The sequence below is a fragment of the Mycobacterium sp. NGS56 genome (assembly GCF_059812425.1).
In genome coordinates this window covers 36,141-47,995 of the sequence record NZ_JCALCQ010000009.1, presented here as the reverse complement: position 1 = coordinate 47,995, position 11,855 = coordinate 36,141, and the positions used below count along the sequence as shown (strand labels likewise).

Annotated in this window: 14 protein-coding genes, 1 tRNA gene and 1 pseudogene; 8 read left to right on the top strand and 8 right to left on the bottom strand. The window is 65.5% G+C overall.

The genetic code is table 11. The features are described 5' to 3' along the window. Positions 1-51: 51 nt before the first annotated feature. Positions 52-420 (top strand): STAS domain-containing protein, encoded by a 369-nt coding sequence (locus tag AC5Y4F_RS19505; protein WP_231986323.1) that lies wholly within the window; start codon positions 52-54, stop codon positions 418-420. A gap of 245 nt (positions 421-665) precedes the next feature. After that, positions 666-1,166 carry a DUF6328 family protein gene (locus AC5Y4F_RS19500; protein WP_499997928.1) on the top strand — a complete coding sequence of 167 codons (501 nt, stop codon included), beginning with the start codon at positions 666-668 and terminating at the stop codon, positions 1,164-1,166. A gap of 13 nt (positions 1,167-1,179) precedes the next feature. Here AC5Y4F_RS19500 and AC5Y4F_RS19495 read toward each other — a convergent pair whose 3' ends face one another. Next, a complete protein-coding gene (locus AC5Y4F_RS19495) occupies positions 1,180-1,863 on the bottom strand; it encodes an HAD family hydrolase (protein WP_067933161.1) in 684 nt (227 codons plus the stop codon). 245 nt (positions 1,864-2,108) lie between these two features. Between AC5Y4F_RS19495 and AC5Y4F_RS19490 the strand changes: the two genes are divergently transcribed. The 3 genes from AC5Y4F_RS19490 (at position 2,109) to AC5Y4F_RS19480 (ending at position 3,775) form a co-directional block, all read left to right on the top strand. Next, on the top strand, positions 2,109-2,426 hold the full coding sequence (locus tag AC5Y4F_RS19490; protein WP_067933125.1) for an MnhB domain-containing protein: 318 nt from the start codon (positions 2,109-2,111) through the stop codon (positions 2,424-2,426). A 302-nt stretch (positions 2,427-2,728) separates the two neighbouring features. Then, the gene (locus AC5Y4F_RS19485) at positions 2,729-3,031 is read left to right on the top strand and encodes a DUF4193 domain-containing protein (protein ID WP_499997926.1); all 303 of its coding nucleotides are present in this window, start codon (positions 2,729-2,731) and stop codon (positions 3,029-3,031) included. Between the two features lie 105 nt (positions 3,032-3,136). After that, positions 3,137-3,775 (top strand): restriction endonuclease, encoded by a 639-nt coding sequence (locus AC5Y4F_RS19480; protein WP_499997924.1) that lies wholly within the window; start codon positions 3,137-3,139, stop codon positions 3,773-3,775. A gap of 140 nt (positions 3,776-3,915) precedes the next feature. Here AC5Y4F_RS19480 and AC5Y4F_RS19475 read toward each other — a convergent pair whose 3' ends face one another. Continuing rightward, the gene (locus AC5Y4F_RS19475) at positions 3,916-4,119 is read right to left on the bottom strand and encodes a hypothetical protein (protein WP_067933132.1); all 204 of its coding nucleotides are present in this window, start codon (positions 4,117-4,119) and stop codon (positions 3,916-3,918) included. 335 nt (positions 4,120-4,454) lie between these two features. On the opposite strand from AC5Y4F_RS19475, the gene AC5Y4F_RS19470 reads away from it, so the two are divergent. Then, the gene (locus AC5Y4F_RS19470) at positions 4,455-4,619 is read left to right on the top strand and encodes a hypothetical protein (RefSeq protein WP_231986324.1); all 165 of its coding nucleotides are present in this window, start codon (positions 4,455-4,457) and stop codon (positions 4,617-4,619) included. A 60-nt stretch (positions 4,620-4,679) separates the two neighbouring features. Here the strand turns inward: AC5Y4F_RS19470 and AC5Y4F_RS19465 are convergent. From AC5Y4F_RS19465 to ponA2, 4 genes and pseudogenes are all read right to left on the bottom strand, one after another. Next, positions 4,680-4,753: transfer RNA gene (locus tag AC5Y4F_RS19465), tRNA-Pro, on the bottom strand. Between the two features lie 61 nt (positions 4,754-4,814). Next, positions 4,815-5,218 (bottom strand): annotated as a pseudogene (locus AC5Y4F_RS19460) (PLP-dependent cysteine synthase family protein); the annotation flags it as partial. 61 nt (positions 5,219-5,279) lie between these two features. Next, positions 5,280-6,239, bottom strand: a complete 960-nt coding sequence (locus tag AC5Y4F_RS19455; protein ID WP_499997921.1) for a metallophosphoesterase — start codon at positions 6,237-6,239, stop codon at positions 5,280-5,282. A 56-nt stretch (positions 6,240-6,295) separates the two neighbouring features. Beyond that, positions 6,296-8,740: a transglycosylase/D,D-transpeptidase PonA2 gene (gene ponA2 / locus AC5Y4F_RS19450; protein ID WP_067933136.1), complete on the bottom strand. Its 2,445-nt coding sequence runs from the start codon at positions 8,738-8,740 to the stop codon at positions 6,296-6,298. A 352-nt stretch (positions 8,741-9,092) separates the two neighbouring features. Here ponA2 and AC5Y4F_RS19445 point away from each other — a divergent pair, with 352 nt between their 5' ends. Then, entirely contained in the window at positions 9,093-9,443 is a 351-nt protein-coding gene (locus AC5Y4F_RS19445; RefSeq protein ID WP_067933138.1) for a WhiB family transcriptional regulator, read from the top strand. Positions 9,444-9,473: 30 nt separating this feature from the next. On the opposite strand, the gene bagB is transcribed toward AC5Y4F_RS19445, so the two are convergent. Both bagB and bagA read right to left on the bottom strand, forming a co-directional pair. Beyond that, the gene (gene bagB / locus AC5Y4F_RS19440; protein ID WP_067933141.1) at positions 9,474-10,631 is read right to left on the bottom strand and encodes an ATPase BagB; all 1,158 of its coding nucleotides are present in this window, start codon (positions 10,629-10,631) and stop codon (positions 9,474-9,476) included. After that, positions 10,628-11,647 (bottom strand): ATPase BagA, encoded by a 1,020-nt coding sequence (bagA, locus tag AC5Y4F_RS19435; RefSeq protein ID WP_499997918.1) that lies wholly within the window; start codon positions 11,645-11,647, stop codon positions 10,628-10,630. The genes bagB and bagA overlap by 4 nt, the downstream gene beginning before the upstream one ends. Before the next feature lie 35 nt (positions 11,648-11,682). On the opposite strand from bagA, the gene sp36 reads away from it, so the two are divergent. Next, positions 11,683-11,844 (top strand): Sp36 family protein, encoded by a 162-nt coding sequence (gene sp36 / locus AC5Y4F_RS19430; protein WP_007772224.1) that lies wholly within the window; start codon positions 11,683-11,685, stop codon positions 11,842-11,844. The last annotated feature ends 11 nt before the right edge of the window (positions 11,845-11,855 follow it).

Genomic DNA, 11,855 nt, shown 5'->3' with positions numbered 1-11,855 from the left:
TAACGCAGGCTAGGGTTGAACCACGCCACCGCCCAGGACAAAGGATTGCCATTGTCAGCTCCTGATTCGATTACCACGTTGGTTGAGGACCACGACGGGGTCTCCGTGGTCAGTGTCAGCGGCGAAATCGATTTGGTCACGGCTCCTGCCCTGGAACAAGCCATTAGCGCGGTCGTCGCGGATAGCCCGACAGCGCTGATCATTGATCTCTCCGCGGTCGAGTTTCTCGGTTCGGTCGGGCTGAAGATCCTGGCGGCGACCTATGAGAAGCTGGGCAAGCAGACCGGGTTCGGTGTGGTCGCGCGGGGCCCGGCCACTCGCAGGCCGATTCACCTGACCGGTCTGGACAAGACCTTCCCGCTGTACCCGACGCTCGACGACGCGTTGACCGGGATCCGGGACGGCAACCTCAACGGCTAGCGATTTGTTCCGCGAGCGCGGGCCGCTTCGCGCTGTGAATCCGCGGTGCCCATCGCTTGCCTGACAACGTCTTTGGCGCACGTACGGCGAGTTTTATTCCGCTCTGCATCAAATCCAGTGCTAATTGCGTCTATCCCTCATCGGGGCCTCCGTAATTCGCTCAAACATTTTTGTCGCGAATGACGCGTCATGGTCGGCCTATCCGTTGCGGTGTCCACACTCGGCTCAAGTGCGATCATCAGGGTATGGACGTCGACGACCCGCAAGAAGACCAACGGTGGGATCGCCGTGAGCGAGGCGAAACCGAAGTTCAACGGCTGGACCGCAATTGGAATAGCCTGTTGCAGGAGTTGCGGGTCTTCCAGACTGGGGTACAGCTGCTGACCGGATTCCTATTGACACTGCCGTTCCAGCAACGCTTCGACGTGTTGGGGCCGCCGATGCGCATCGTCTATCTGACGACCGTGGTCTGTGCGGTGTGCGCGACCCTTCTGCTGATCGCCCCGGTCGCCATGCACCGGATCCTTTTTCGGCGGCACCGCCTTCAGGTCCTCGTTTCGGCCGCACACCGGTGTGCCTTCGCCGGGCTGGGGTTACTCGGTCTGGCGGTGATCGGTCTGACCACCATCATTTTCGCCGCGGTGGCCGGGCTAACAGTGGGCCTCATAGCCGGAGCGTGTGCGCTGCCGTTGTTCATCTTCTTCTGGTGGGTGCTGCCGCTGTCACTGCGCACGCACGGCGACTGAGCGGGTTCGTCGGTCAGCGGTCTGGCGCAAGTGCCGCGATTCGGGTCGACTCCAGGTGCTCGAGCAGGTCGCGTGGATCCTCGAAGACGGGCTCGGCGCCCGCCTCCAGCAGTTCCGCGCCCGAGATGCCGCCGCTCAGCAACCCGATGCACGGCAATCGCGCGCCGGCCGCGGCGTGTGCGTCCCACACCGCGTCTCCGACGAACACGGCATGGTCGGCATCGACGCCGGCGCGATCCAGCGCTACCTGCACAATGCCGGGTTCGGGCTTGGCGGTATCGACGTCGCGGGACGACGTCGTCTCGGAGATGACATCGTCGCAATCGAGAACCTTGCGCAAGATCTCCAGTTCGTCTTCGGGCGCCGAGCTGGCCAGGACGACCTGTAAACCTAGGTCGGCGACCCGGTGCAGCAGGCTACGGGCACCGGGCAGAGGTTGCAGCAACGGGGTGATCTCCCGGTAGTACTTGCTGTGCTTGTCGCTGAGCCGCTCCTGCACGTCGTCGGGGGCGTCATCGGAGAGCGTCCGGACCAGCCGGGACCCGTCCATGCCTATGCAGCGATGAATTTGCCACGACGCCACCGCCATGCCCTCGGCGTCGAACGCCCGCTGCCAGGCATGGACATGCAGATAGTTCGAATCCACCAGGGTGCCGTCGACGTCGAACAGTACGGCGGGTGCCGCGCCGCGCGCCATCAGTGCGGGCTCCCCGCGTCGGTTTGGGGACCCGTGCCCGCGTGCGCTGGTGATGTCATGTTTCCCGGCATACCCACGCCGAGCGTTGCCGACACCGTCGCGGGTTAGTTTGGCCACCGGGGCGACGGGTACAGCTGCGTGGGTGGTCCGCGACTTCGGGGCGGCTTCGCCGTGCCTGTTCGCCGGGGGAACCGCGATCGAGTTCCGCACGAATAATGCTGACACACAATAACTCTCGACGAGGAATGACGTTGGATCACCGCAAGAACGCCGCAGTCGACCATGCCCGTACCACTCGTCAGCACGCCGGCGAATCCCTCAAGAACGGCGCCAACGCCCCCGGCCTCGCCGCTTCGGCGTTCGCCGTGATTGCGCTGACCGTGGGATTGTTCACCGTTGCGGCCGGACATCTGGTGGGTGGCGCCATCGCCCTCGTCGTGGCCGTCATACTCGGCACGCTGAGCGCGGCGTGGCTGCTGCGTGCCCACCGCAAGGTCCGCGATGCCGAACTGCGCTGGCACGCCGCGCATTCCGACCGCCCCGTGCCCCCGCCCAGCAGCTGAGCTAACGATCATCAGCGCCACGCAGATTGGGGTCTGATGTCTGCTTCCCACGCCAACGGGCGAATCCGGTCCAGTTGGACCGCTTGGGGCTAACCCTGCCAGCAAACGCCATAGTCGACGGCGGCGTAAATGAGCCGTGCCCGAGTAAGGCCAGGGGCGAGACATCGCCGCCGCCCATTTCTCGGTCGGCGCAACTTTTCAGGGTCGCTTGGTGTAGCTAGCCTCCGAACCGGGTACAGCCTGCGCCACGGGTGAGTACAGGAAAGTGCGTCAACCCGTTCCACTAGCAGGAAGGAACCCCAATGGCGACCACCACTGACTACGACGCACGCCGTGTATCCGACGCCGACACCCAGGACAACTCCTCGATTCGCGAACTGGCGCCGACCCTGCCGAGGCCTGTCACCACCGTGGTCGACGAGGACCCCAACGACGTGCACTTCTTCGAACTACCCGGGGCCGATCTGTCAGGCGAGGAGCTGTCGGTGACCGTGATTCCCCAGCGCGCCGACGAGTTCACTTGCTCGAGTTGCTTTTTGGTGCAGCACCGTAGCCGGATGCGCGCTTCTGGCTCGGGCCTCCCGGTGTGCGCCGACTGCGCCTGACAAAGGAAAGCCCTCAGACGGGTGCGTCCCGACCACCAAGGCGCACCGTGAATCCGCGCCGGGTTGCACCGAATTGTCGGTGGCATCCGCTAGGTTCAGCGACAAATGGAGAAGGTACTCGGGTCGCTCCTGGTACTGGGATTAGCGCTCCCTTGGTATTTCACGCAGAAGGCCACCGGGAGTCTGCCGCTGGGATGCTTGGCCGGTCTGGGCGGGCTCGCCTTCGCGTTGGCCATACTGTGGTGGCTCTCGCTGCAACGAGACCGCTACCAGCGCGACGCGCACCGACGACGCGACGTCAAGTTGACGAAACGAGGGTTGCGGGCGATCGACCGGATGTCCGGCACCGAGTTCGAGGAATTCGTCGCAGCGCAGCTTCGCGTCGCGGGCTACAGCGTCACCCCCACCGCCAGCACCGGCGACTACGGCGTGGATCTGATCGCCAAGAAAGACGGCGCCCGCGTGGCCGTCCAGTGCAAGAGGCTCGCGAAGGCCGTCGGTGTGGCCGCGGTTCAGCAGGTCGTGGCCGGGGCTTTACACCATGGCTGTAACCGGACGGTCGTCGTTACCAACCAGACCTTCACCAAGGCGGCCCGCCGATTAGCCGGCACCCACCATTGCCGCCTCGTGGGCCGCTCCCAGCTACAGAGCTGGACGCGAATTCAGCCGGTCGTAGCGCGGGGCCCGCGGCGCACACACAGTTTCGCACCTCACGCCGGACAACGACGGCTGGAACCGGAGTAGGAAAGCTAGCGAGATGCTCCGAGCCACAGCGCATTCGGTTCGGCCAGACGTTCGCCCTCCGACGCCACCGCTCTTCTTGCGGCCTCGATCACCCGGCGCGGATATCGCGCAGCGGGTTGTTCACGCTGTGCGAAATTTGATCAGTGCGGCACGTGCGCGGCCTCGATGTGCGCGATGTGTTCAAGCTGGCGGTCGATGGCCTCTAATTGGTTGGAAAGCGTGCGAATCTCCGCAAGTACGTCCACGCGCTGGCGAACGAGCTTGTCACGCCTTACGGCCAGGGTGACGCGCAGATCGTCATGCGGTGCCGGACTCACCGGCCGCGACGCATCATTGGCGGCCATGGAGGAAGCCCTCCTTCGTGATGGGCACCCCGCTTTCGGGAACCGAATCGCCGAGATCGCCAGGCTCCGGACCCCAACGTCTTGTCGAACAGCAATGACGCTACACCGAATGGTGCGCCGCTTACATGGCTGAAGATGGACCGGAAGAGTCCGGCGAACGCACCCTGCATCGACCGCGGGAATCATTTCCTTCTCGACACTTTGGGAACGCCCGGAAATCTGTTGCGTTGGCAACGGGTATCCGGGCGGCAAGATGTAAAGGAGTACAAAGTGGCGAAAGATCATGGTCCAGCGTCAAGAACGACAAACAGTACGAGGGCTTGCGCAAGAAGGGCATGAGCAACTCGAGAGCGGCGGCGATATCGAACTCGCCTGGCGCCTCGAGCAGGGGCGGCAAGAGCACCGGCAGCAGCCAAAGTAGCCCCAGCAGCGGCAGCGGCGGCAACCAGTCCCAGAAGAAGGCCGCAGGACGCAAAGGCGGCAAGAAGTCGGGGGGCTAGACGCACTGACGGACCCAGTGCCGATCACGCCGTATAGATACGGCGTCGCGTTACCTTGAGTCGGGGTGGCGGGATTTGAACCCACGGCCTCTTCGTCCCGAACGAAGCGCGCTACCAAGCTGCGCCACACCCCGCTTGAAGCTTCGACAGCCTATCGCACCTGGCCGTCGGCTGGCCAAACCGCGGTGCGCCACGTCACTCCCATAAGCAAGATCGTTCGAACGCGACCAGCGATTCGGCTGCGGTCGTCGGATGCAGTCCCTGCGCCGCGACCCATTCGTCGCGGAAATAGGTGTCGCGGTTGCGGTCGCCGCTGTCGGCGAGGAGCGTCACCACCGAACCGCTGCGGCCATCGGCGACCATCTCGGCGACCAGGCCGAACGCCCCCACATGTCGGTGCCCGTCGACGGTCCCACCCGGCGCCCCGAGACCGCGCTCGCGTGCCGCGCGGCCGCGATCGACGCCGCGTCCGGGACGGCCACCATGCGGTCGACCACGCTGGGCAGAAACGATGGCTCCACCCGCGGTCGGCCGATGCCCTCGATGCGAGACGATTTGGGCATCACGACGTCGCAGCGGTCTTCGGCGTAGGCGGGAAACGGATCGCGCCGTCCGTCCAGCAACGTGAGCGGCTGCGGTCCGCGATCCGGGTCCGGTCCGTCAACGCACCGATGCTGTTGGCTGCGAACGGCTCAGATCGCTGGCCGCATCGTGGTCGCCCATCGGGGTGGCGATCAACGTCAGCAGGGTGGCCTCCGGCCGACAGCAGAACCGCACCGGCGCGAATGGCGAGGTGCCAATACCGGCGGAGACATGCAACTGCGTGTTCGCGCCCCAGCGGCTCGGCCCCTTTACCCGTGAGCGGTCCAGACCGCAGTTGGTCACCAGTGCGCCGTAGAACGGCAGGCAGACCTGACCGCCGTGCGTGTGTCCGGCCATCACCAGCTGATAGCCGTCAGCGACGAAGCGGTCCAGCACCCGCGGCTCGGGCGAATGCGTCAGACCCAGGCGCAGATTCGCGGCCGGGCTGGCCGGGCCGGCGATGGTTTCGTAGCGATCGCGGTCGATGTGCGGGTCGTCAACGCCCGCGGCGGCGATGTGCAACCCCGCCACCTCGAACTCGCGCCGGGTATGGGTGAGGTCGATCCAGCCACGCTCGGTAAACGCCGCCCGCAGGTCCTGCCAAGGAAGGGGTTCACCACGAACCCGGTGTGACGGGTTGGTCACGTAGTTCAACGGGTTCTTCAGCCGCGGGCCGAAGTAGTCGTTGCTGCCGAATACGAAGACGCCCGGTCGCGACAGCAGATCGCCGAGGGCCTGGATGACCGACGGCACCGCCTTGGGGTGGGCCAGGTTGTCGCCGGTGTTGACCACCAGGTCCGGCTCCCAGCCCGCCAGCTCCCGCAGCCACGCCTGCTTGCGGCGCTGGCCGGGCGTCATGTGCAGGTCGCTGATATGTAGCACCCGCAGCGGAGTCGAACCCGGCGTCAGCACGGGCATGGTGATCTCGCGCAGTACGAACGCGTTGCGCTCGATCACTGCGGCATAACCAAGGCCGGCGACGCTCGAACCGAGCACGGCGGCGCCGGCACGTATCAGGACGGGCAAAACATCAGCCATGCTGGCAGCCTACTGCCGGTCGCGGGCTCGCACCGTATCTCTGGATTACGCGACGCCTATGGGGGCGGCTGACCGGGCGGCTGACCGGGCGCCGGCGGCGGCGGTGGCGCCAGCAAAGGAATGGTGATCGGCGGCAGACCCGGAATTTCGACCACCTGCGAGCCGACAGGTGGCGGGGCCCCTTCCGGCGGCGGCGGTGGGGCCGGCGGTATGCCGTTGCTCACTTGGATGGTGATGATCGAGCCCGGAATCGTTGCCCCGCTCGGTGTGGTTCCCACCACCTCGCCCTGCTTTGCGCTGCTGTTGACGAAATTGTTTTGGTCGGCGACCTGGAAGCCGGCCTCCTTGATGCGCTGGCGTGCGGCATCGATATCCAGGCCGGCGACGCTGGGCACCCGCGAACCGGGCGCGCCGTCGACATAGCGAGGGTCGGTGGGCGGCAACTGCACAGGCCCGAAGTTGGTGGCGATCGGCTTCATCGCGGTAAACCACGTGCGCGCCGGTTCATTACCGCCGTACAGGTCGCCCTCCCCGCAGTGCCGCAGCGGGGCCGAGCACAGATCGGTGGGGTTGGGGGAATCGTCGTAGATGTAGTTGGCCGCCGCATAGTGGTTGGTAAACCCCACGAAGCCCGACGAGCGGTGCGCCTCGGTGGTCCCCGTCTTGCCGGACATCGGCAGGTCCCAGCCCGCCGCACTGGCCGAACCGGCCGCCGTGCCGCCACCCAGGGCGTCTTTGCTCATCGCGTTGGCCAACGTGTTCGCCAGGCCCTCGGGCACCACCTGATCGCACGTCTCGGTGGTCACGGCGACCTCGTTGCCCTTGCGGTCGACCAGCTTGTCGATCGGATTGGGCGGGCACCAGGTGCCGCCCGAGGCGAGGGTGGCCGCGACGTTGGAAAGCTCCAGCGCGTTCACCTCAATCGGGCCCAGCGTGAACGAGCCGATGTTCTGCCGTTTGACGAAGTCGGCCAGGCTCTCGTTGCTGTCAGGGTTGTAGTCGCGGGCCGTGCCCGGGTCGGCGTAGGACCGCAGCCCGAGCTTGATCGCCATGTCCACCGTGCGCGTCACCCCGACCTGTTGGATCAGCTTGGCGAACGCGGTGTTGGGCGAGGTGGCCAACGCGTCCGTGACATTCATCGACCCGCGGTAGTTACCGGCGTTGACCACGCACCAGTTGTCCTTCGGGCAGCCCTTGGCTCCGCCGCTGCCCATGCCCTTCGCCTGGAACCGGCCCGGCACCTCGAGCGTGGCGTTGGTGCCCATCCCCATGTCCAGCGCCGCCGCGGTGGTGAAGATCTTGAAAACGGATCCCGCGCCGTCACCAACCAGCGAGAAGGGCTGCGGGCGCATGGTTTGACCGGCATCGACGTCGAGCCCGTAGGTGCGGTTGCTGGCCATCGCCATCACCTTGTGCGACGTCTTTCCCGGCTGCAGCACGCTCATCACACTCGAGATCCCCGGGAGCGTCGGGCTGGCGAACTTGTCGATGGCCGCCTTGACCGGAATCTGCACGTCCGGGTCCAGCGTGGTTTTGATGGTGTAGCCGCCTCGCGCCACCTGTTCCTTACTGATCCCGGCCCGGGAGAGGTACTCCTGGACGTAGTCGCAGAAGAACGCGCGATCGCCCGCCGCGATGCAGCCGCGGGGTAACTCGTTGGGCTGCGGGAGGATCCCCAGCGGGGCGGCCTTGGCGGCACGCAGGGCCTCCTCCTCCTGCGGAATGTTCTCGATCATGGTGTCCAGCACCAGGTTTCGCCGCGCCAGCGCCCCGTCGGGGTTGATGTACGGGTTCAGTGCGCTGGTCGACTGCACCATGCCCGCCAGCAGCGCCGCCTGCTGCCAGTTCAGGTCGGAGGCGTTGATGCCGAAGTAGGTCTGGGCGGCGTCCTGCACGCCGAACGAGCCGTTGCCGAACGACACCAGGTTCAGATAACGGGTCAGGATCTCCGGCTTGGTGAAAGTCTTGTCCAGCGTCAACGCCATGCGGATCTCGCGCAGCTTGCGCGCCGGGGTGGTTTCGATGGCCGCACGCTTCTCGGCATCGGTCTTCGCCGTGACCAGCAGCTGGTAATTCTTGATGTACTGCTGCTCGATGGTCGAACCGCCGCGCGTGTCGACGTCGCCGCGCGCATAGCCCGCCAGCCCCGTCAGGGTGCCCTTCCAGTCCACCCCGTTGTGCTCGGCGAAACGCTTGTCCTCGATGGACACGATCGCCAGCTTCATCGTGTTGGCGATTTTGTCGGTGGGCACCTCGAACCGGCGCTGCGAGTACAGCCAGGCGATGGTGTTGCCCTTGGCGTCGACCATCGTCGACACGGCCGGCACCTCGCCCTCCAGAAGCTGAGCCGACCCGTTGGCAACCACTTCCGAGGCCCGATTGGACACAAGCCCTATGCCGCCGGCGAAGGGGAACAGCAGCGCCGTGGCGACGACACTGGCCAACAAGCAAAGCCCCGCGAGCTTGAGGATCGTGAGCGCGGCCGGGGGGCGGTCTGACATGGCTACTACATTAGCGGCCGCCAGTCACCCCGCCACGCTGCGCGTTCACCCATAAAAGGGGCCTATTTCAGCGCCGTGGCGGCGGCTGGCGCGAAATTTGCAGTTCCGTCACGCGACGCGCACCGCGCGTCCAAGATCACTTCCGTGTCCATCTTCTGGTGCGAGACGGCACGCCCGTCCCAAAAAAAGCGTTATCGGACTGTTGCGCAATTGGCACCTGACCACCTAACTTAGACACACGGTGAGATTCAGGTAACACCGAAGTACATGGTGTGGCGTAGATCGCAACGTCGGGATCTGCACCCGAGGAGGGCGGCCGTTGACGGGCGGCCGGTAGGGAAGGGAACAGTTCGTGTCACCAATACGGCCGGCGGCGCGTAGGACAAACATTGCAGCCGCACAAGGGGTACTTCGCAGTGTCGATGCCGAGGAACGGATCGCGTGGGTCTCGAAGGCGCTTTGCCGGACCACAGATCCCGACGAACTGTTTGTCCGCGGAGCGGCCCAGCGTAAGGCGGCAGTGATCTGCCGACACTGCCCGGTGATGCAGGAATGCGGGGCGGACGCCCTGGACAACAAGGTGGAGTTCGGGGTGTGGGGCGGCATGACCGAGCGGCAACGTCGGGCCCTGCTCAAGCAGCACCCCGAGGTGGTTTCCTGGGCGGACTTCTTCGACAAGAGGCGGGCCCGCAGCGTCAGCTGAGCCTTTCGTGCGGCCGCTGGCGGCAGGTTTTCAGCGGGCCGTTGCCCGGCCCGCACCATCACCCACCGAGGTGATCTGATCGGCGAGCGCGCGCAGCGCCTCCAGATCCGAAACGTCAAAGGGCAGCGACGGAACACCGATGACCGGCACGTGCGGATTGGCTCCGGTGAACCGGGAAAGCAATCTGATCTCCCGTTTGGCGGTCTGCGCACGTTCGGCGTGAATCTTCAACACGGCCGAGGCCAGCGACGTGGCTTCGGAGTCGCCATCGTGTTCCAGCATTTCGCTACCGTCGATCGCCCGCTCCGCCGGCAGGGAGCACAACGGCGGATGGGTGCGGTTCAAGACCAGCCCCGCGAGCGGCATACCTTCCTGCGACAGCCGGTCGACGAAGAAGGCCGCCTCCCGCAGAGCGTCCGGCTCGGCCGCCGACACCACAACGAACTGCGTCCCACGCCTTTTCAGCAGCGCGTAGGTGCGATCGGCTTTCTCGCGAAACCCGCCGAAGGTGGCGTCCAGCGATTGCACGAACGCCGCGGCGTCGCCGAGCATCTGCGAACCCAGGATTGTCGACATCGCCTTCATCGCCAAACCCATTGCGCCGGTTACCAAACGCCCGATGCCCCGGCCCGGCGCGAGCAGCAGCCGCCACAGCCGGCTGTCCATGAAGCTGCCCAGCCGTTTCGGCGCGTCCAGGAAGTCCAGCGCGTTGCGAGATGGCGGTGTATCGACGACTACCAGGTCCCAGCGATCCTCGGCCAGCAGCTGACCCAGCTTCTCCATCGCCATGTACTCCTGCGTGCCGGCGAGCGAACTGGCGACCGTCTGATAGAACTGGTTATCCAGAATCGCTTGGGCGCGACCGGGTCCCGAGTATTGGATCACCATCTCGTCGAAAGTGCGACGCATGTCGAGCATCATCGCGTGCAGCTCGCCGGGCACCTCCGTTGCCAGCGGGACTCGTTGCGGTGTGTTACCGAGGTCGCTGACGCCGAGCGCCTGCGCCAACCGCTTGGCCGGATCGATCGTCAAAACGCAGACATTGCGGCCGTATTCGGCGGCGCGCAGCGCGATGGCGGCGGCGGTGGTGGTCTTGCCCACCCCACCCGCGCCGCAGCACACCACCACGCGGTTGGTCGTGTCTGCCAGGATGGCGGCCATATCAAGCTGGGTAGGCGTGGTGCTCATCGAACCCCCTGCTGTGCAAGTGATTCCGACAGCTCATAGAGGCTACCGAGGTCGACCCCGTCGGAAATGGCCGGCAGTTCCAGCCGCGCCACCTTCAAAGCATCGAGCTGTTGTGCGATCTCGGCGCGCGTGGCGACGACCGTCGCGTGCTCGATGGTCTCTGTCAGCAGGCCGGCAAAATCCTTGTCGGTCATGGTGATTCCGCACTTTTCCAATCCCGCCCGCACGGAGTCCGCGTCGACATCTCCCTCGGCGGCCTTCGCCAGATCGGTCGCCTGCAGGTAAGCGGGGATAGTGCGGTTAACGATCACGCTGCCGATCGGCAGCTGCATCTCGGCGAGCTCCTCGATGGCTTCCAGCGTCTCTTGCACCGGCAGCGCCTCCAGCAGGGTGACTAAGTGAATGGCCGTCTGCTCGGAGTGCAGTAGCTTTACAACGCCGTCGGCCTGCGAATGCACCGGGCCACCCTTCGCCAAATCAGACACGGCCTTGGTGACATCCAGGAACCGCGCGATGCGTCCGGTCGGCGGGGCGTCGACGACGATCGCGTCATAAACCGGCAGCCGATTCTTGTCGACGCGTATCACCGTCTCCTTGATCTTGCCGGTCAGCAGCACGTCACGCAGACCCGGCGCGATCGTCGTCGCGAACTCGATCGCACCGATGCGGCGCATCGCGCGGCCCGCAATGCCCAGGTTGTAGAACATCTCGAGGTATTCCAAAAAGGCGGCCTCGATGTCGATCGCCAGGGCATTGACCTGACCGCCGCGTTCGGCGGTCGCGATCTTCACCTCCTGGTAGGGCAGGGGCGGCACATCGAAGAGTTGTGCAATGCCTTGCCGGCCCTCGACTTCCACGAGCAGGACCTTGCGGCCTCCGGCGGCCAGGGTCAGTGCCAGCGCGGCCGCGATGGTCGACTTACCCGTTCCGCCTTTACCGGTCACGAAATGTAAACGGGCCTTCGTCAAGCGCGAGGGCCAGCCGACGGCAGCTCCGCCGCTCGATGTGGTTGCCACCTTCGCATGCTAGCCCGACCCGATAAGCTCGCGGCATGAGCCAACCGACAGCGTGGGAGTACGTCACGGTTCCGTTGCTGACGCATGCCACCAAACAGATCCTCGATCAGTGGGGCGCCGACGGCTGGGAGCTGGTGTCGGTGCTGCAAGGGCCGACCGGCGAGCAGCACGTCGCTTACCTGAAGCGCCCCAAGTAACTCGGTCGGGT

What these genes read in the sequence shown, in the direction of transcription:
- AC5Y4F_RS19500 (WP_499997928.1), top strand. Translation starts at nt 666, where the DNA reads ATGGACGTCGACGACCCGCAAGAAGACCAACGGTGGGATCGCCGTGAG.
- AC5Y4F_RS19495 (WP_067933161.1), bottom strand. Translation starts at nt 1,863, where the DNA reads ATGGCGCGCGGCGCGGCACCCGCCGTACTGTTCGACGTCGACGGCACC.
- AC5Y4F_RS19490 (WP_067933125.1), top strand. Translation starts at nt 2,109, where the DNA reads ATGACGTTGGATCACCGCAAGAACGCCGCAGTCGACCATGCCCGTACC.
- AC5Y4F_RS19485 (WP_499997926.1), top strand. Translation starts at nt 2,729, where the DNA reads ATGGCGACCACCACTGACTACGACGCACGCCGTGTATCCGACGCCGAC.
- AC5Y4F_RS19480 (WP_499997924.1), top strand. Translation starts at nt 3,137, where the DNA reads ATGGAGAAGGTACTCGGGTCGCTCCTGGTACTGGGATTAGCGCTCCCT.
- AC5Y4F_RS19475 (WP_067933132.1), bottom strand. Translation starts at nt 4,119, where the DNA reads ATGGCCGCCAATGATGCGTCGCGGCCGGTGAGTCCGGCACCGCATGAC.
- AC5Y4F_RS19470 (WP_231986324.1), top strand. Translation starts at nt 4,455, where the DNA reads ATGAGCAACTCGAGAGCGGCGGCGATATCGAACTCGCCTGGCGCCTCG.
- AC5Y4F_RS19455 (WP_499997921.1), bottom strand. Translation starts at nt 6,239, where the DNA reads ATGGCTGATGTTTTGCCCGTCCTGATACGTGCCGGCGCCGCCGTGCTC.
- ponA2 (WP_067933136.1), bottom strand. Translation starts at nt 8,740, where the DNA reads ATGTCAGACCGCCCCCCGGCCGCGCTCACGATCCTCAAGCTCGCGGGG.
- bagB (WP_067933141.1), bottom strand. Translation starts at nt 10,631, where the DNA reads ATGAGCACCACGCCTACCCAGCTTGATATGGCCGCCATCCTGGCAGAC.
- sp36 (WP_007772224.1), top strand. Translation starts at nt 11,683, where the DNA reads ATGAGCCAACCGACAGCGTGGGAGTACGTCACGGTTCCGTTGCTGACG.